This is a genomic window from Membranihabitans marinus (assembly GCF_019802045.1).
Taxonomy (GTDB): Bacteria; Bacteroidota; Bacteroidia; order Chitinophagales; family Saprospiraceae; genus Membranihabitans; species Membranihabitans marinus_A.
In genome coordinates this window covers 108,768-129,696 of the sequence record NZ_JAHVHU010000016.1, presented here as the reverse complement: position 1 = coordinate 129,696, position 20,929 = coordinate 108,768, and the positions used below count along the sequence as shown (strand labels likewise).

General features: G+C 45.5%; 13 protein-coding genes. All 13 read right to left on the bottom strand.

The window, feature by feature from the left end; all coding sequences use genetic code 11:
- Positions 1–219: 219 nt before the first annotated feature.
- The 13 genes from KUV50_RS16055 to KUV50_RS15995 all read right to left on the bottom strand — a co-directional run bounded on the left by KUV50_RS16055 (position 220) and on the right by KUV50_RS15995 (position 20,914).
- Positions 220–1,692, bottom strand: a complete 1,473-nt coding sequence (locus KUV50_RS16055; RefSeq protein ID WP_222581203.1) for a neutral/alkaline non-lysosomal ceramidase N-terminal domain-containing protein — start codon at positions 1,690–1,692, stop codon at positions 220–222.
- A 59-nt stretch (positions 1,693–1,751) separates the two neighbouring features.
- A complete protein-coding gene (locus tag KUV50_RS16050) occupies positions 1,752–3,281 on the bottom strand; it encodes a hypothetical protein (RefSeq protein WP_222581202.1) in 1,530 nt (509 codons plus the stop codon).
- A 17-nt stretch (positions 3,282–3,298) separates the two neighbouring features.
- Entirely contained in the window at positions 3,299–4,180 is an 882-nt protein-coding gene (locus KUV50_RS16045; RefSeq protein WP_222581201.1) for a sugar phosphate isomerase/epimerase family protein, read from the bottom strand.
- A gap of 29 nt (positions 4,181–4,209) precedes the next feature.
- Positions 4,210–4,737 carry a hypothetical protein gene (locus KUV50_RS16040; RefSeq protein WP_222581200.1) on the bottom strand — a complete coding sequence of 176 codons (528 nt, stop codon included), beginning with the start codon at positions 4,735–4,737 and terminating at the stop codon, positions 4,210–4,212.
- 9 nt (positions 4,738–4,746) lie between these two features.
- Positions 4,747–5,670 (bottom strand): hydroxypyruvate isomerase family protein, encoded by a 924-nt coding sequence (locus tag KUV50_RS16035; protein ID WP_222581199.1) that lies wholly within the window; start codon positions 5,668–5,670, stop codon positions 4,747–4,749.
- A gap of 988 nt (positions 5,671–6,658) precedes the next feature.
- Positions 6,659–9,691: a PVC-type heme-binding CxxCH protein gene (locus tag KUV50_RS16030; RefSeq protein WP_222581198.1), complete on the bottom strand. Its 3,033-nt coding sequence runs from the start codon at positions 9,689–9,691 to the stop codon at positions 6,659–6,661.
- A 440-nt stretch (positions 9,692–10,131) separates the two neighbouring features.
- Entirely contained in the window at positions 10,132–11,601 is a 1,470-nt protein-coding gene (locus KUV50_RS16025) for a hypothetical protein (RefSeq protein WP_222581197.1), read from the bottom strand.
- A gap of 119 nt (positions 11,602–11,720) precedes the next feature.
- Entirely contained in the window at positions 11,721–13,166 is a 1,446-nt protein-coding gene (locus KUV50_RS16020; protein WP_222581196.1) for a hypothetical protein, read from the bottom strand.
- Between the two features lie 371 nt (positions 13,167–13,537).
- Complete coding sequence (locus KUV50_RS16015) at positions 13,538–14,863, bottom strand: FG-GAP repeat domain-containing protein (protein WP_222581195.1); 1,326 nt, start codon at positions 14,861–14,863, stop codon at positions 13,538–13,540.
- An 86-nt stretch (positions 14,864–14,949) separates the two neighbouring features.
- On the bottom strand, positions 14,950–16,482 hold the full coding sequence (locus tag KUV50_RS16010; RefSeq protein WP_222581194.1) for a sulfatase: 1,533 nt from the start codon (positions 16,480–16,482) through the stop codon (positions 14,950–14,952).
- A gap of 156 nt (positions 16,483–16,638) precedes the next feature.
- Positions 16,639–18,132, bottom strand: coding sequence for a sulfatase (locus KUV50_RS16005; RefSeq protein WP_222581193.1), 1,494 nt, complete (start codon positions 18,130–18,132; stop codon positions 16,639–16,641).
- A 415-nt stretch (positions 18,133–18,547) separates the two neighbouring features.
- Positions 18,548–19,225 (bottom strand): PhoD-like phosphatase N-terminal domain-containing protein, encoded by a 678-nt coding sequence (locus tag KUV50_RS16000; protein ID WP_222581192.1) that lies wholly within the window; start codon positions 19,223–19,225, stop codon positions 18,548–18,550.
- A gap of 12 nt (positions 19,226–19,237) precedes the next feature.
- Complete coding sequence (locus tag KUV50_RS15995; protein WP_222581191.1) at positions 19,238–20,914, bottom strand: SusD/RagB family nutrient-binding outer membrane lipoprotein; 1,677 nt, start codon at positions 20,912–20,914, stop codon at positions 19,238–19,240.
- Positions 20,915–20,929: the final 15 nt, after the last annotated feature.

The window sequence follows — 20,929 nt, the reverse complement described above, 5'->3', positions numbered from 1 at the left end:
AGCTCGGGCTCTTGGTTTGGGCTAATGAAGTGTTTCATAAATTTTCATGGTTTATTTAGGCGCTTCCAGATCGCTAATCTTTGTTCACTATCACGGATTTATCACAGTTTACACTGATTAGCGCAGATACTATCAGACCAAACCGTAGTGTGGTAGTATCTGCGGAAAACCAAGTGATTGGCGAGCAAAGACGGTATCACAAATTTAACTCCTGACGCCCTATTCAATATGTCCAAATAAATCCATCAACTCGCTCACGATCAATCGGCTCGCGTCTTTTTGTACTTTGTTGGTCGTCAACCAGGTTTCATAACCACCTACTTCGTGCTGTTCGGGGGTCGGTAGATAGCCATAGCTCCCATTAGCGAGCTCGATGGTGAAAGCATCTGCAAACGGACTTTTCTCTTTTATTTCCAACCCGGTTTCTGCAAATACCTCAAAAGGAATAGCAGCAATACCCAGGTCACCAATCTTAAAGGTCTGAAGCACAATGTCAATCTCATCGGGCCACTCTTCTTCATGTATTCGTATCCGCTCCGCATAAATCTTCTCCAGGGAATGATACAAGGGTTTATCGTCGTCCGGGCGCTTCCGAACCTTTTCCATGTTCGCCAGTAATTCCGGGCTGGCACGTCGGATATCCAGGGTTAATTCAGAGGCCGCGGCTCCCAATGGCACCCATTCCTGAAAGTCCAAACTCTGATATACGCCAAATACTTTTTCAGCAACATCATTCGCCACATACCGCATCTTGCCATAAGCAGGGTAGCGTTCACCCCGCGGTCCGGGCCAATTGATATTATTGATATCACCAGAGGTACCGTTGGTTAAAATCCCCACAAAGGGTGGATCTTGACGATCTGCCTCCAATAACTGCTGAATGCGGTCTCCGAAAATAGCAAAATAATCTGCAGAAATATGTCCGCTTGGGACGCCACCAACGTAATGCAGTGAGTAGTTTCCGATCACACTAATTGGTTGGCCTTCCAGAGTCTCAACAGCCAGAAACGAAACTTCGGGATCCGTAGGTCCGGCTGGTTTATCCAGATTGGGATGAGCCACCCCCGGGTTCATTTTAGCTTTATCTTTAAATCCCAGCGGGCTCCACACCTCGTTTTTCATGATCCAGCGTCGATTGAACACATGTTCGGGGACATCCACACTGCCCCAGGCGATCCGGGCAGGCTCCAGATTGGCGAGAGCGGTCTGCACTCCATCGGCGATCCGCTTGGCCACGAAGAGCTGGTATGCGTCCAGTGGCTCTCCATACTGCCATCCCCGTCGTTCCATACCTTGCTTGCCGGCACTGACAGCAGAATGGGTATGCGTCGCTGCAATCATCACGTGGGATGCCGGTATTTTAAGTTTGTTCTCAATGATAGCCTTGGCTGCATCATAGACCTCTCGCTTGACCCCCACATTATCAACAATGGCAAAGACCAATGTTTCATTTCCATCATCTAACACGACGGTTTTCACGTGCAATTGATCATGAATATAATTGGCCTGAGGACGGTTGTAGTTTCCTACAATTTCCAATCCCAGTGGAGGAGTAATATTACTTAAGGAAGCACCAGCCCTGAAAACTTTGTTTTGCGCGTAGGAAGGCCCTGAAAATAACAGTGTAAAAATCAGGACAACTGCCAAAAGTACACTGTCTTTCTTTACACTCTGGATAACTCTGTTCTTCATATCTATTTGTCTAGTTTTACATTCTATGGTTTACATCAATGTTAGCAACCAATCCCATATTAATCCACCTCCGGGGCTACATTCCCATAGGACCACGGTGTTTTAAACTCCGGTGCGGGAGGTGGTTCCGGTATGTCTCCTGGAGTCATCTCATTGGTCAATCGTATTCCTTCATTAGCGAATTGGGTCCCTGCTGTGATTTCCAGATTGGAATAAGAAGTTAGACGGGTCTCATATCCGCCCCCATGTTTACTAAATGCTTCCTCGGTAGGAACATACCCTACACAGCCATTAGCGAGTTCGACGACAAAGGTAAAAGGGAAGTTACTACCTTTTTTGATATCCAAACCATATTGAACAAAATATTCTGCGGGATTGGACACAAACGCAATGGGACCTACTTGTATGGACTGTACTTCCACTTCTGCTTGCGGTTTGTTTTTTAGTAAAGCATCCAACAGCACCGTTTCTTTTGCGAACACCCACTCTGTTGACCCCACTTCCTGCGGATCCCGGACGACCAAATTCATAGCTCGTTTTACTTTCTCCGGAGCCGGCACCCGCCTGTCTACGTGCCAAACTTTCTGGCGGTAATCCAGTGGAATGTTCCTAGCGGCACCCCGCCGAACCAGCAACAACGTTTTATAAGCTTCTGCACCTACCCGTCCACCAACCATTTCCCACCATTCCCTGGAGCTCGGGTTCGCGTGCTTTGCCAGATTATCGACCTGCGTGATATCCCCACATGCTCCCTGAAGAAACACAACCGGCAAAGCGGCATGGCCAGTTGCCCGACGCAGGGTACGCTCCATAGGACCTATCCAATTGGCAGATATACCTCCGGGATTGGTCGTTGCATGGTTTGAAAAATTGACGATCACGCCCAACAGATTATCATGCAAGTCCCAGACTCCCACAGTGCCGACATCTGGATCAATCGGACCGGCGTAGTCTATAATATCTGGATTTCCGACCCCGGGATGTGAAAAGGTTAAACCATTTTTCATACGGAGCCTCCGGTTAAAAGAGACCTTATCTTCATGTCCTACACCCACGGCCAGCTTCGCATCAATCCGGTTTGCATCCGCATGGACCACGGCTTCCACGATCTGATGCTTCAAATGCTGGGTGTATCCGGGATCCGATGTGATTGATTTATTCTCCACCAAATCCTGAACCAGGGGTGATGCGTTGTCATAATCTCCAGGCTCCGACATCCCAATGGGACCAGAGGAGTGAGAATGTGATGCACCGATCATAATTGCTTCTGGTTCGATGCCGGATCGTTTATGGATTTCTGTCCGGGCAGCCTGCACGACGTCCCGGGTCACAAACAATAAATCCAACCCAACCAGAGCCACTCGTTTGTCTCCATCATCAAATACCACTGCCCGAACTTTACATCGATCGTTAAAGGAAGTATGATACCGTTTGCCATAGTTCCCGGGGGCTTCCATACCAATGTCCGGCGTGATGTCCTTCTCGGAAAATCCGGCTTTGAAAACAGCGGTTCCCTTTTGAGCTGCTGCGCTAACTGCTCCTAGCAAAAGTAAGCAGACAAAATAGGACGTTATCAAATTATTTGTCATTATTCCATTAGTTTTTTCTACTGTTGTAATTCATTTAAATAGTCTACGGCATACTTTACATCGTCCAGATTATCCTCCCAGTCGTGTTCACATTCAACAAAAACAGGACCTTTGAAATTTTGCCGATGCAGTTCCTCCATTACTGCCGGGTAGTCGATCACTCCGCTTCCCACTTTTACATCATTCGCATCAATCTTTCCAAATTCATCCAGGTCCTTGGCGTGAATGCTAATCAAATGCCCTTCGAGCTTTTTCAGACATTCCACCGGATCAAGTCCACTCCGAACCCAATGTCCCAAGTCACCGCATGCTCCAAAACTGGGTCGATTATCCACCGCTACCAAAACAGAATCCGGATGCCAATACCGACTTTTGCCCCTGGCGTGCTCGTGTATGGCCATCTTAATCCCACTAGCCTGTCCCAGACTATCCAACAAATCCCAGTGCTCGGGTTCCGGCTCGGCCACTACGAATTCCAGATCTAAAATTTCTCCGATCTTAAAAAACCTTTCCCACTCTGACCTCGTTTCTGCACCCGCATACACAGATGGCATTTCCAGGCCTTTCTCTTCTATGAAATTTTTCATCCTCAGCAGATCTGCGTCGCTCAATTCCAACATCGTTTTATGATCAAAGTCTTCGCCCAACTTGTGAAAAAAGAATCCTTCCACCATCGTCGTGCCGGCTTGTTTTGATTTTTCGAGGGTTTCCGGAAAAGCAAATCGATTAAATGAATAGAGTGCCACACCCACAGGGATATCTCCGCTTATCGCATCCGCCGAAGCTTCATTCGATGCTTGTTTGTCATTGGAACCACAAGCCATAATCAGAATAAGCAGGGATAAAAGAAACCATCTGCGTATGCCCTGGCAGCTCTGTTGGTATTTACTTTGCATCATCTTTTTGACCTATTAATATTTCAGTTAATTTATTTTGGGACCAAGCGGATCGTCTTCACATCGAGCATTCCACCTCCTTTCTCAATATTATCACCCGGTCGAAAAACAACCTTGTGCTCTCCTTTCCTTATTTTGAGCACACCGATGGGTTCTTCAATAAAGGTCTCCCAAGAACCACTGTCTTTGTTTATTCCTTCCAGACTCCTTTTTCCGATGGAAATCACATAAGGATTTCCTACCACACCACCTTCCGCCGACCATTCCAAATATACGGTATACTTTCTGGTTTTCTCCACTCGTATTTCCCACTCAATATGATTTCCTTCCCGAAAAAAACCAAATGCTTCCCACTCCGGCATATATTTTATCGTAGGTCCAATTCCCCTGCCCTGTTTGGCGCTGAGAATTAGTTCTCCATTTTCTTCAGGTACGATGGGATCTCCAGGACTTATATTATCGACCCAACTAAATTCTGCTGACCCAGTTTTCGATAAAGTACTTGCCTTAGGTTGTAAGGCCCATACCACCATGAAAAACACGATTACATTCCACTTCATACGTAATAATTATTTCGGATCCACTTCTCGATAGCGTTTTAGAGCAGCTGCAATACCTTCTTCTCCTGCCCCACTGATCCCGTGCTCCAATCCGACAAACCCGCGATATCCTTTATCGTGGATGTGTTGCAAAACATTCTTATAATTGATCTCTCCCGTTCCCGGCTCTTTTCGCCCGGGTGTATCTCCGATTTGAAAATAACCAATCTCACCCCATGCAAAGTCCAAAGTAGGCATAAGATTCCCTTCCTGAATCTGCACGTGATACGCATCAAACAGAATCTTTACACTCGGACTGTCCACTGCTTTTGCCATCGCATAAGCCTGTGGAATTTCATGCAAAAACAAACCCGGATGATTTATCTTGTGGTTCATCGTTTCCATCACCATCACTATTCCATGTGGTTCGTATATCTCTGCCACCCGCTTCAATAATTCAATGGCATTCGCCATTTGAAAATCCCAGGGCAGTTTTGGATCTGCCAGGCCCAGAACATTGTGAATATATTGGGTATCCATTCGCTTTGCAATCTCCACAGATTCCCGGACTTCTTGCAGTGTCTTTTCTCTCAATCCTTCATCTCTGCCGGCAAAAGTCACTTCTTTAAAGGACATGGTCCCCACGAATTGACCAAACTCCATGTCCAATCGATCCATGATTCGTTTGATTTGATTCTGTTCTTCCACCGTCTTCCTTCGCAACCAGGTGCTCTCCCAGGCCCGGAAACCTTGCTCATAGCCCCACTCCAATTGTTCTTCCAAACTGGCACCTGCATTAAAAATATCAAAATCCGGGGAAAACTTCATTTTAAACGGTGTGTTAGGTATTGACCGTGGAATGCGCGTCTGGCTATCAGAAATCCCCATTCGAGGAAAAGCCAATACAGCAGCACCTCCCAATAATCCATTCCGTAAAAATTCTTTTCGATTCATTTTAATTTATTGCTTTTTGTGGCAAAACTTATTCTACATGCATTCAGTGGTCAGCCACCCGGATCACAGCACGACGCGCCAGCCCTTATTCACACGGAAGGATGGGGCATAAAACAATAGCAAAGTATATCCGTAACAGGCAGTAAATATTTTCTAATCTTTCTCAAAAGATGAAGACAATTCTTACCCTCAAAAAAATTGGTTATCTATTATTCCTTGGATCAAAGACATGATACACCAGACCTTCTAGAAACTTTCTTCATTGAAGGATACAAGATAATAAAATTTTGATTTACCAGGCGTGGGGTGAGCGAGGAGGCATACACTTACCATCTTACCCCCAGAAAATCCAAGAGACGGTTCGATACTGGATACGCTCATTTAACAACACACAATATGTATGCAAGTTCTTAGCGTGGGGGTATTAAAAGGTGTAGGGCGCTGCTCTCCCGAACCAGCCTTAGCGGCAAGCTCCTTCCCCCAGGTATATTGAGAGATGGTGGGGGAAGAATCCTGTGGTGGCTGCTCCGAGGGTGAGCGAGGAGGCTTACACCTTACCATCCCAACCTGAGAAAGCCCAAGAGACGATTCAATACTGGATACGCTCATTTAACAACACACAATATAATCCTTCAGCATGGATTTGTATGCAAGTTCTTAGCGTGGGGGTATTGAAAAATGTAAGGCGCTGCCCACACTCTCAAGCCTTTGCGGCAAGCTCCTTCCCCCAGGCATATTAAGAGATGGTGGGGGAAGAATCCTGTGGTGGCTGCTACGAGGGTGAGCGAGGAGGCTTACACCTTACCATCTCACCCCCGAGACAGTTCGATACTGGATACGCTCATTTAACAACACAAAATATAATCCTTCAGCATGGATTTGTATGCAAGTTCTAACGGAGGGGGGGGGTATTAAAAGGTGTAAGGCGCCCGCACCAGCCTTAGCGGCAAGCTCCTTCCCCCAGGTGCCAAAGCGCCAAACGCCAGCATCAACCACTATCTCTCAGATAAGCAATCAAATCAGCCATTTCATCGTGGCTTAAGGTGTTTCCAAACCCCGGCATCATTGACATACCGGGTATGGATTGCATTTTTTTTACATCCTGCCGGTTTATGGTCGTTTGTGAATCTGGCCCTGTCTGAAGTTCCAGAGCACTGGAGGTTTCACTTCGAATCATTCCCTGCAATTTTGTGCCATTTTGCATATCAATCTCCCAAAGATCATAACCTGGCGCAATAGAAAGCCCGGGATCCAAAATATTCGCCATCAAAGCCTTGGCTTCCCAATTGTGTACCGTTCCCAAATCCGGACCATATTCCACCCCCACTTTGCCCCGGACCTGGTGGCAAATGGCACAGTGGGTTTTATATAATTCCAATCCTTTTTCTTTCTGACCCATCCTATTCAACGCAGGCTGAAAGCTTGCAATCACCTCTTCCAGATCATCTTCAGCCAGGAAAGTCCGTGCACGTTTTCGTAATGATTCATCGTGGTATTGATTGAGCCGAACCGTCCGGGTCCATCCCAATTCTGACTTCGGAATGGTTCCCGATTCCAGTGCATGCAACAGCATTTTCACCCGGTCTTGCGAACGCATAAAAGTACTTAAAGCTTCATCGCGCACAGTTGAGGTCATTTCTTCCCAATGCTTCAATACATATTCAGACACAGCAGTCCCTGGTATTATATCATATACTTTTAAGGCGGCTGTCTGCACAGATGGATCCTGGGATGGTACTATCAATGATTTTATTTCTATTTCGAAATTTTCCGGTGCTCCCAGGGTTAGAAAGTTCAGCATTTGTATGCGATAAGACACCGGAAGATTTTTATCCTGGCTTCTTTGGACAGCCCGAGCCATCTCTTTACTTATTACGGAAGGGGTTTCATCTTCTGACATGGTTTTCAAAATATCAAAGGTGTACTTTCTGACTTCATCGGATGTATGATTAAAAAACACGTTGACTAAACGTTCTGCTTCACCGAACAGAATGGCATTGTTATTCTCATTGCGTTTTAATCCTGAAGCTAATCCTTTTAAAATGGCAGGTTGGAGCGAATGGGCCTCTGAAGCTTCGGGACCAATTCCCTGGCGCAGCAACCTTACGATCAGCTTACTGTCTTGACTTGCACCCAATACTTCTGTAAGCCGACTTATGAAGGCATCGTATTTGGAGGTCCGCTCCGAATTGCTTCGTCGAACCGTTTCTTCCAGCAATCCTTTTACATCCAGACGCCTTGCAGATAACGCAGATCGTTGAACCCATTCATCTTCAATATCGTGAAAAAGTATTTCTTCACGGATTGATTGTGCTTTATCACTGACCAGTTCGCCCAACGTGTTTAAAAGTTGAAATCGCACCTGAGCTGATGAATCACGGACTATGCCGTACAGAGATTCACGTAACTCCGCATCATTTTTCATGGTACGCTCAGCCAAGCGAATAGCATTTTCCCGAATGCCGGATGATTCGTCCTGTAAGGCCACATGAATATCATCTTTCTCTAGAGTATGCAGCCCTTCCAGGGTCCACAAAGCATGCAAGCGTCCCAATTCCATTTTACCACTTCTTACCTTCTGTTTCAAGAGGGGAACGACACCCAAATTTTTTCTATTGACCAACATTCGTTGGGCATGCGACCGCCACCACCGGTTCTGATGGCTTAGGAATTGTACCAGTTCTGCATCTGATTTTTGTCCCAGGTCCAGACCTTTTGTCCATTGAGCAGCCGGATAACCTTCCGGACTAATTCGGTATATCCGCCCCATATTGTGTCCGTCATACAAATCACCGTCCTCAATCGCCTCGTCGGACATCCACTCCGGGTGTTCTATGATTCTACGGTAATAATCCAGGACGTACAATGCACCGTCAGGACCAACGTACATATTAACCGGTCGCGCCCACGAATCCCGCGAAGCCAAAAATTCTTTGTCTTCCTCCAGACGGCTCCCTGTGTATGCAGCACCATTTGGCGTTAACTTGTCAACATGTACCAGGTTACTGACTGACTCCGCGCCAAAGGCGACTTCGGTGTCATATGGTGGGGGAAACAATCCGCCGGAATAATACACCAACCCACTACTCGATGTAGTCAGCCCCACCGGCGTAAACAATTGCCGGTCCGGATTCGTGGTAATTTGGAAAACCTCCGCTGAATTACCGTGATCGGAAACATCTTCAGCCGCTGTACTTATGACCGCATCAGGATTCCGATGCAAATACTGCGGAGCCAGCACCTCCTGATAAATGTGATTTTGATTGTGGGTGAGAAAATGATGGCCCCACTCATCAAAGTCATGTCCAAATTGGCCCTTGACCGATCGCATCTCAAGGCTATGCCCATCCACCTTAAACCGGACATTTCGACTATTTGCATTTTGAGGTAGCCGGGGACCGCGCTCTTGGTTCCAAAAACGGATCTCTTCACCCAAGTCACCAAATTCATCTTCATATTTTCGAGTTCCGATGCGGCCAAAATGGGACAAATAAATCCAGTTATCCAACCCGTAGATCGGATTGTTCACATTGACGTGCGGATTGGATAGTGAAAAACCTGTCAATAGCGTGTCGCGTACATCAGCCCGACCATCCCCATCCACATCTTCCAGATACAATACATGGGGGGCATCTGTAATCATGACTCCCTTTTTCCAAGGCATGATACCATTGGGAAACATCAGTTCATCAGCGAATAGTATACTTTCATCCATGGTACCATCGCCATCCGTATCCCTCAGAATCTTCACCTTACCCGTGTGACTTTTATCGAGCGGATACCCGGACATTTCGACCACATACATGACCCCATTTTCATCCACCGCCATATCCACCGGATCCGCAATCAACGGTTCACTAGCAAATAACTCGATCTGAAAACCTTCTGCTACCTCATAACTCTGCAGACCTTGTTGGGGAGATATGGCCCCATGCTCGTACGTGATATCGGGCTGTCCACACGATATGAACAGGGAAAGAAAGAAGCCTGCGAAAAGTATAATCTGTAAATTATGACTCATAGATATTTTTTTGAATTCGTGTATTCCATGTGGGTAGTTATTAGGGCGCGCAATCATCTTCCCCTGCCATTGTCGGAAGCTAATCCTTTGCTTTTTCCCAAGCCAGCCTGGCTTTTGCAGTCGGGCTCATGCAAACGGAGCTATATTGGTAGCACAATAAGTTGCGGCGCATTCATTCGCCGAAAATCGGCGGTTAAAACCAGCTTGCCCCGTATGAAATTTGGAGCCGCTACGGGGAATTCTGCAAGATTTGGATTGTGGATGGTAGATCATTGGCGTGAGCAGTAATTTTTTTCTAAGTGTATGTCTCCGCGCTAAAGACAGAAAAATATGTAAAATTAACTAGGTTCTAAAATTCATTGGACTCGTTGGGGGCCATGTATCATAAGTACTCTGTTATTTACGCCATACTTTAATGAAGAGTAATACAATAAACACCCTTAATCTTCCCACATTCCATTGATCAACTCCAAGGTTTCCTCCACTAGTATAGCTCCGCCCTCAGGTCCCACTGCATTACTCTGGCATACGGCACTATACCCCCCACCGCGAACAGCCTTTGACGTCGGTAAATAAGTGCCGGAGCCGGCCAATTGAACCACAATCGTTTGAAGTGCTTTACTTCGGGCCTGCATTTGCAGACCAAAATCGGTGAACAGTTCAAATTGGTTCGTACATACCACCACGTCGCCCAGCCGGATGACATGAATTTCCGTCTCATACTGAGGATTTGGGTTTGTTTTTTGTGCTTCATATCTTTTGACAATAGCCCCATACCAGGTCATCCGGGTATTTAACTGATCGGATTTTGCCGGATCCCGGGCAATTTCCGCCGCTGCTTCTTGGGAAATACGGCGTGATTCCAGGTATTCATCCACCGTGACTTTTCGCATGGGAAGTTCAATATTGCGAGCTTGATGCTCCAGCACTACCTCATCCTGCTTGTCCTTTTGAACGACATCGTAAGTTCGATTTATCGCTTCCACGATCCGGTTGGCGATATCGTCCATTCGGCTGGTATTACTTAATTTACGCATTCGTTCAAGCGCTTTTTTACGATAAATGGGATGGGGGGATTGATCCCCTGCTGCGCCTATCCAACCGGCTACGACTACTCCTGATCCATATTGCTTTTTTATGCGTTCCCGGACCGGGTGCCAGTAATCTGCATCGATCTCCATATTGCCTTCGACTTCCTGCGCGGGACAAGCTACCTCCACGGTCATGCCCAACAATTGATCCGATTCATCCCAGAAAAACAAAGAATGTACATCGTGATCCTCGTACCCTTCGATGTTATCGAATCGGGGTGTCACCGTATTTCCATACATCACCGCTTCTCCGTCCTTGTAGACCACCCGTCGGTTGTAAGGTATCGCTGCCCGATCCAGCCCCCAGGACATTTTGCCTTTCCCCCGGTTCGCCCAGGCCTCAACAATTCCTGTCGCAATTTGATCGACCAAAAAAGCACGATAGTCCCTCACCTGCGTCACCCCCTGATCGGGTAATTTATAAAGAAACGAAGGATTGTCAGACTCATCCGTCAATACGGGTGAAGTATGCGTATGCGTGGCACTTAAAATAATTTTATTCATACTAAAACCCGGAATCCGTCGTCGGACTTCCTCCCGCACTTTTTGCCAAACCTGGTTGGTAATATACACCAGATCGCAGGAGACAAACACCACCGTATCCAGACCATTTTCACCATCACGGGATTCCAAAGCAATCACATTGGCTTTGAGTGGCGTGTTGGCTTCCTGAGCTATCCGCAGGTGAAACTGCCCCATCAGAGCAACAGGAAGCTCAGGCGTAATGTCGACCTCGGAGGTACCGATGTGGAGGTCGGAGGCGAATCCATTTACACAAAGGATTATACCACAGATCATCCATCCAATTCGTTTCATCATTTTTATTATCTATTTTTTGTGTCAAAAAAACATCAATATATTTTCCCACCGAACCTCAACCACATCGGTCTTTTTACCAGGTCCAACCGTTTATAGAAAAGCTGTGAAATGCTCAAATGTTACTCTTCGTTCCAAAATCGATTAATGCCTCGTACCGTTTCTTCCACCAAAAGATCTCCGGCTTCCGGACCGACTTCATTACTTTGAATAATGGCACTGTAATGCCCTCCTTTTAGAGCTTCCATGGTTGGCAAATAGGTGCCCGGACCGGATAACTGAACCACAAAAGTCTGAAGTGCTTTACTTCGGGCTTTCATTCTGATCCCATATTCGGTAAACAGTTCAAATTGATTGGTGCATATGGCTACATCACCCAATCGGATCAGATGCACCTCCGTATTATACGGTTGATCCGGATTCTCTTTCTGATTTTCATATCGATCTACCAAAGATTGATGCCACTTTATCCGTCGGTAATTTTTGACCATTTCTTCTTCTTCCATAGACTCTATTTCATGGATGGCATTTTGAGCTTCACGAACCGCATCTACGGTGACCAATCGGCGGGGCAATTCCAATTCCTTCACCTCATGCTTCAAATCAACATCTTGGTAGCGATCCTCCTTGACTACTTCATATACATCTGTCACTGCATTAACTATCCGACGGGCAATCTCCTCCAGCCGAGTTAAATTTCTTAATTTTTGCATCCGGTCTTCTGCATCCCGGTTATACATCAGGTGAGGTGACTGATCTCCGGAAGCACCAATCCAGCTCATCACCATAAGTTCAGCCCCATATATGTCTCTCAATTGTTCCCGGACCGGGTGCCAAAAATCTGCATTAACAGAGTTCCGACCCTCCACTTCTTGAGCCGGACAAGCTAGATTAATGCATGTTCCGATCAACTTACCCTGTTCATCCCAGATAAATAAAACATCCACATCGTGATCCTCATAACCCTCTATCCCTCTAAATTCAGGCAGATCGGTTCGACCATACATTTTTGCCGACCCATCGTAGTACACAGCTCTGCGATTCAGCCCCACTTTGGCATGTCCCAGGCCCCACGTCATGCTCCCTCTCGTTCGGGTATTCCAAGCTTCCCGGACTCCTTCGGCTACCTGATCCGAAATAAAAGCAACTACCTGCTTTACCGTTGTCACCCCGTCCGGCAATAGAAAGCGACCCGCCCGTATTTCCGGTGCAGTGTGGGTATGGCTGGCACTGATAATAATTTTGTTGACCTCAATATCCGGAAGAAGATTTTGAACTTTTTGTCGTACTTCATCACGCAGCACATCCGGAATAACGACCAATTCCAAAGTGACGAAAATGGCTACATCGACCGTGGTTGCATTTTCCCTTTTTTCAACAGCCAATATACTTGCCGTCAATGGAGATTGGACTTCATCAGCGATCCGCAAATGCATCTGGCCTCCCAGTGCCAGAGGCAGTGGCGGAGTCATGTCCCGGCTGGCGGTACCAACCAGGGTCTCAGAGGCTGAGCTGTTCAAAGCAATCACTACGAGTAAAAACAGGACCGCATACATCTTATGCATCATAAACAATTATTATTTTCAAATGACAAATTTTTGATTCCAAGCTAAACCACAGGACTTCCACTACTTCCAATGGAAATATAGATATCGCATGTTGATTGATTACATTTCAAAGATTGAATGATCCCTTCGAACTCCAAGCTCTTTCTGATTAACTTTTTCAGATCATTCGACATTCTATAATACATGATTTCCGTCCTCCCCTACCAAAGCTAAAGTTATCGATAATTATGAAAGTCAAAGCCGTTCCGTTGAAAATTCGATAAAAAAATATCAACCGGGCTTAAAGCTTAAAATAGTCAGCGAAATCAAGACACCAAATAATACCAGCCTCAGCATTACTTGTGGATTTTTCAGATTCACAACATCGCATTTTATCGTAAAGGATTCTCATACCATACCACACCAAGTCCATTTCCTTCTTCGTTTTCATCCGTAGTTACCACATCTAAATCACCATCCCCATCTACATCAACCAGGTTGACCAGATCAAATTTTCGCCCCTTTAAACCACTGATCTTGTGGAATTCCCATTTTCCATTCATGGGATCATTCTGAAATGTGGCCCAAACTACACTGTGTTTTCCTTGTTCTTTATATTGTTCAAAAGGGATATCGGCCACATTACCCTCTTCTTCAAACGAAAGCACCAGATCCAACATGCCATCCATGTTCAGATCACCAATGGTGACAGCTTTGCCTCGTGAACCTGCCCATGATGGAGAGGGGATGACCTTTTCAAACCATGGTTTTACTGGGTCAGCATTTTCCTGTTTCAAAATCACCAATCCCCGGTACAAATCAGGTACCACGATCTCTTCCTTGCCGTCTCCATCTAGATCTGCAGAAATATGGAACATGGATTCGTCAAACTTTCCTCCAAAAGAATATGAATTCCAGCACTTGAAAAATTCAGGGTGATTTCTTCCGGGGTTTTCCAACCATCTAAGACCATTTCTAGTACTGCTCTTACGGTCTGATATAATGATATCCGGAAGTTGGTCTCCATTCACATCGCGTGCTTCGATGGACATAATCCAGCCTGCCGCAGTCAGCGGATGGAACGACCATTCATGTATATTTCGAGGGTCTTCCGGAGAACGAAGCCAACCGACTATGGCTTTATCTTCCTCTTTCTCACCTGCTTTACGTTTTGAACCGATCAGTAAATCGATCCCGTGTTGATGATCCATGTCCGCGGGGACCACGAACATCCACGCACCCCACCCATCTGTCTGTGGAACTACCTGACTTGTCCAAGTATCAGCATTGAGATACTCATCGGAGGCCGTCGGCGCCCAGTGAAATATTATCTGGTTGGACTGACCTTCAGATGCCGTGACCAAATCAAGTTGGCCATCGCCATCGAGATCAATCAACAAAGCATCTTCCACATCTGGCGAAGGCAATTCTACATACGGCCAGTAATTTTTAGTATTGCTGAACCCGGGATGGATGTATATACGGCTCACCCCTCCCTCTTCAAACCCCGACACCAGATCCAATACCCCATCTTGATTCACATCAGCTAATTTTACACCATCTGCACCGGAAGGCGGATGGAGGTCTATCTGATGCATTCTCCAGGTGGAATCTACTAATTCATGCTTGACCTTTGTGTCTTTATGGCTGTTAAGGTAGTATCTGTCGTGTTCACTGCTAACGAGTTCTATAACCAAGACAACCAGTGCAACAGTCAAGATCCACTGATTTTTGGAAATATTTACCATGGACCAGATCTTTTCGTTGTCATTTTAATTTGATTCGGTTGTTATCAAAAACGTAGCTAATAATCTTTCTCTGTCAGGCTATGGAGTACTGACTTCTGCCAGTTTCGGAGCTCCGTTCTCATATCGTGGACCACATCCGGATAGTGGTCCGCCAAGTTTTTGACTTCTCCCGGATCATTCTGGATATGATACAATTCTACTATTTCATCACTTTGGTATTTTTCGTCAATGACCAACTTATAGTCATCCTTCATTACCGAACGCATACCGGCAAAATCACGGGGTGAAATTTCGTTATATTTAAAATTTCGAAAATTGCGGGTATATTTTCCAGCCATCTTTTTAGCCAATGGAGTCGTTCCTTCTTGCAAGCGAGGATCGATGTATGGTTCTGATGCATCATGAAAAATTTTCCTCGATTCAAACATCCAAAAAAACAATGGTTTGTCTCGCTTTTGCGTGGGATCGTCAAAAATCGGAGCTAAGTCAATTCCATCGATTGGCCTTTGAGGCAGTGATTGACCAGTAACGCCTGCCAGAGTAGGTAAAATATCGGTGGTCACGGAAACTGCCGAAGTGGATATAGGCTGTTTTATTCTTGACGGCCATTCCAAGATGCCGGGTACCCGAACACCCCCTTCATACAACCCACCTTTCTGTCCCCGAAGCGTCATACCTGTACGTGCGGCGCTTTTGGGGGTACCGTTATCCCCACAAAACCACACGATCGTATTCTTTTTATTGCCAGATTCCTCAAGATAGGTCCTCAACTTACCAATAGACCGATCCATCGCCGTGATTTCAGCGTATCTTTCCCGCAAGACCGCCCGCAGTGGCCGGGTCACTTTTTCACCAGTTGTATTCGATGTCAGACCAACTTCTTTTTCAGCCAGACTATCTGGAAGAAGGTCGTATAAAGCCAGGTCCTGTGGTAAGGCACTGTAGGGCTCATGGGGGGAACCGAACCACACGACTACCATAAAAGGGCCTCCTTCCTGTGTAGTACGTTCGATAAATTTTATGGCCTCATCGATAATTACTTCAGAACCTTCTCCTTTGATTTTTTGAGGCCGACCACCATTTCGGGACAGCACGGGGTCCATCTCGAAAAAATTATCGTGCGATAACCACTCATCGAACCCCATAGCGCCCGGGTTGGTCGGTGACTCTTTTTTTACCGGCCCCAGGTGCCATTTACCAAAATGTGCACTTTTATATCCTGCTTCTTTTAGAACATCTGCCACGGTAATTTCTTCCGGACGGATGGACCAACCTGGCGTAAAAGTTCCGTACCGGTTTGGGTGTCTTCCTGTCAAAAAACTTCCTCTAGTCGGAGAACAATTCGAGTGTCCGGAATAAAACCGATCAAAACGCAATCCGGTGGCAGCCATTTCATCCAGCACCGGCGTTTTCACAAACGGATGACCATTGTAACCCACTTCGTCCCATCCGTGATCATCGCTCATAAGTAGCACGATATTTGGAAGCTCCTTTTCAGCGGGTTCTTTATCTTTTATTGCATCACTACAAGACAGGCTTACCATCATAAGCAAGGTGAGGATATTTAAAATGTATGTTCTGTGAGGCATAAGATGGGTATTCAAAGGTTGATTTATAATATTAAGCACAAAAATTTCATCCATCGGACAATATCGGCTTTATCCAGTTATTTTTATATCGGGTCACCATGGGATGACCTTTTCTTTTGATCGCAAATCGCAAAACGTCTCTGTCAGCGGCCACTGTTAATCATCCCTGGAAGGTTGTCCCAATATGCTTCGGGAACGCTTCCGAACGTTATTCATCTTATTTCTCAACTGAGTTAAAACCATTTGCACCGCCGGGTCGCCCACCAAGTTCCGATGTTCTTCAGGGTCAGTGACGTGATCATACAATTCTTCATTGCTCGCTTCCACATTTTCGCCCCACCGGGTATATCGCCATTGGTCAGTCCGCAAGGAAGCAGCCTCACCTTGGTAGGATATGGTATACGCATAGTCTGCAGTAAAACTTTTTTCATACGAACCATCCAAAGTTGCCACCAAGCTTTCACCCTGAAGGATAACCGGTGTTTCTGCCTTGTAACCGAGAAGATCGGTCATGGTGGGATACAGATCGATTAACTCGACAACCTGATCTGCCATACTGCCATAGTGCTCTTCATACTTTTTCCCAGGAACTGAAATAATAGCAGGTACCCGAATACTTTCTTCCCAGAGGGAAATCTTGGACCAACAATGGTGTTCGCCGAGATTGTATCCATGATCAGATATAAAAACTACGATTGTATTTTTTCTAAGATCCAACCGGTCCAGCGCATCCAGCAAACGCCCGACCTGTTGATCCATAAATTGAACACTGGCCATGTACCCACTTAATATTTTCTTTTGTTGGGATTTATCCATTCCAAAAACCTTCTCGTTTGTGCGCCGCAGGGCTGGTTCCGGCACATTTTCCCCGATAACAACCGAGGGAAGTTCCATCTCATATTCTGGATAGGGGGCAAAGCAGTTCTCAGGTGCTACCAGTGGAACGTGGGGCCGGACGAATCCTACCGCAAGGAAAAACGGTGCGTCCTGTTTGATACGCTGTTTGTTCGTTCCATGATCAGGCACTTTACCTGCTCTGTTTTCCAGGATAGCAATCGCTTGGTTAGTAGCTAAATAATCAGTTTGGCCTCCTTGCAGAGAATCCGGTATAATCATCCTGGAAAAGTTCCCGCCGTAATGCGGGTTTTTTGGAGAGAGCCATTCCAGTGAACCCGGGCTGAGAGTTTCCGGGCCCAGAACATTGTACGCATAATCCCAGGAATCAGGATCATCCCCGCCTGGATCACCCCGTTCGATGCCCCCCGGAACACCCATGTGAAAAATTTTTGATACCCGGGCTGTGAAATAATTCCGCTCTCGAAAAAAGCCGGCCATGGAAGGATGATCGGACAGTGCTTTAGTTATGCGACGGTAACTTCCGGGTTGATCATCATTCTTGATTACACCGTTTGTTTCGGGGTAAAGTCCGCTCATAAAAGATGCTCTGGAGGGACCACATATCGGGTACTGGCTGTACATCCTCGAAAAACGCACACCTTCGGAAGCTAACTTATCGAGATTTGGAGTTGAGACGGTTTCATGGCCATAACTCGACATTGCGGAAGCTGTGAGGTCGTCCGAAACAATAAATAAGACATTTAGATTCTCGTTATTTTGAGCCCAGCTTGGAAAGGAATATAATGAGATCAAGAATAAGAGAACACCTAAGCTCCTTCTGTGAATTAAAGGAAACAATCTATTATAAGCGCTCTGAACAGGCTTCGGGTTTGTATTAATTATTAAAAAGATCGGCGCTTACCGATGACTTATCTTTGACCAACCAATTAAACCGCAATTGTTCTGATGTCCGCTCGAGTAAGCGCTATTTAATAGATGGATCAAGACCACCGGCCCATCAAGACCAGAGTATTGCCATAGTATCCAAGGAGCTTGAAAATATAAAATTCTTTGTTCTGTGGAGTTACTTTGCACCTTCCTATGCTTAAAATACTTTAAGGAGGGTTATTTTGGCGAAAAGTTATTCGGGACTAAGGCACTTCGGTAGACCTTTTTTTCATACAGAATTTCCCCATCCTCCTTGATCAACCGATAAATAAAATAAGGCTTATCCCCATTGGGAAAAAGGGTTAATTCTCCAAATGCAAACACCCCATCGATGTGGACAGGAACCAAAGGCGATGCGCACTGAGTCAGCTGATTCTTCGGCAGGAGCCGTGGTGAATGAATATTTTTCCAAAGCAGATACCATCTCACCATCGACATTAAGGCTGTAAAAGTATTGGCGATTTGGCTCCAACCCTTCTATTCTAAAAACCGTGGTCAGATCTCTTGACACCGATGTCTCTTGGGGACCGTAAACTTTTTGGAAGGATGCGTTCATAACTCTTATGCTAACCGAGGCCGGCAGGGCTGTTCGCAACCATATGGAAACGCCATCTGACTTTACATCTCCAAGCATAGGGCCACCCAGGATTCTTATATGATTAGTGCGAATAATCTTTTGATAGGTCACATCACGAATTACGTCGGAATAATCAGCGTTTTTCGAATCGCTGAGAATGGTTTCCGCCGTCAAGAACAACTGGTTCAACACAGGGTTCTGCTCTTCCCAATAATTGAGAATAGATGAATTTGTCGCAAATCTATTCATGACATGTTCACGCGATCCAAAATTCTGAACATATCCCCACTGAGGTACCATGAACAGTACCCCTACCCATAACACGTAATACTTTTTAATTTTCATCGTGATCAAATCCAAATCATGAATCCTTTTAGGCATCCTCCATGATTACTAATAAGGTTTATTCGTTCCTTGCAATAACCACATTCGAGATCGAGGATCATCTTTTGTCGGTGCACTCACGTATTCGGTTTTTTCCAATCTTTCAACGGCTTCATTGTACTTTGCCACGTATTGGGGATCCGGTGGATTGGGTGTGTTGTAATGGTATCGAATTGGCAACACAGGCTGATCAGAGTCGTAGGGCGCTTCAAAGTCCGGATAACCAGTTCTACGCCAGTCAAACCAGGGTTCCGCTCTAAAAAACATGGATATATATTTTTGCTCCATAATGCGTTCATGCGGGTTTTCAGCTTTACTGAGATCAACCGCTTCCTGACTATAGAAATCATCAAAATCAAAACCTCCGACATAGTCTTCGAAAATTCCCCATTCACCCATGGATGCGGCAATAGCATTCTTATAGTGAGTTTCTGCATCACTGACTCCAAAAGCTCCGATCGCCGCAGCTTCTGCCAATATAAACTCAACTTCCGAATAGGTGATGATATCCATGCCTACATATTCATTGGCGTTTTGAAAATACATCTCTGCAAGACGGGTATTGAAAGGCGTCGTTTTGGGTTCTACGGATGAAGCCTGCGGCCCTGCATTATAGGATGTCCAGGAATCCTTATTTCCCACGGGGATTCCTACATAGAGATTGGTATCCAAATTATCATATCCACTGGGGTAAGGCAATTTAGTTACGGAAAACATTTGGCCAAGCGGATCAGTGTATTCGATTGTTTTTTCCGCATCAATGGTTCTATCCCACTTTTTTTCGACGGGACGTAGCCATCGATACATTCGCGGGTCGTCTTGATCTCTCAAACTATTCAAAAAGTCGAGCGATACCCTTCTGGCATAGGTTAATTCTGATGCGTTAAATGGTCCACCCCGAAACGATGTTCCGCTGGAACTCCCGAGATAATGCAATACAGCATTATCATCACTGCTGGTGAATACGTTTTGGGCTGCATCCTTAAATTCGGCATCAACATCTACTCCCAATTCTGCTTTTTTATTGTTCAGCAACATGCACATTCTGATCCGAAGTGAATTAATAAACTTTATCCATTTCCCCTTATCACCATCATACAACAAATCATACCCATCCAACACCGGAACTTCAGAACCTGGAATCCCCTCGATCATATTTTTTGCTGTTTTTAGATCGATCAGTATGGTTTCATAGATCTCTTTTTGACGATCATATTTGGGAAAAACGATCCCTTCATCCAACTGATTTATCTCTGAAAACGGTGCATCACCATATATCTTCGTGATCAAATCGATAAACACCGCCCGGTACACCAACGAGACCGCCTCGGTAAATACATTGCCTTCTTCCACACTCAGATCATGCATGGCTTGTACATCCACTAAGTTGGCGTATAAACCCTCCCAGGGGCTGTGACTTCCAGGCACCCAAAACAAAGCATTGAATTCCTCTGATTTGTACCCATCACCTACTTGGTAATATTGCAGCATGGAAGGAATCTTGGATCCCCAATAGCCAAAAGCACTGTACTGAAAGGCTAAATTTTTAGTATTCGTGCTCAATAAAAAATTTGGTGACAACGTACTTACATCGTTGGGACTTACATTGATTTCATCAAAGTCACTACATGAGTTTGACATTGCCATGAATGCTATGGACAATATTGTTGTTATTAATTTCTTCATGATTATTGTTTATTA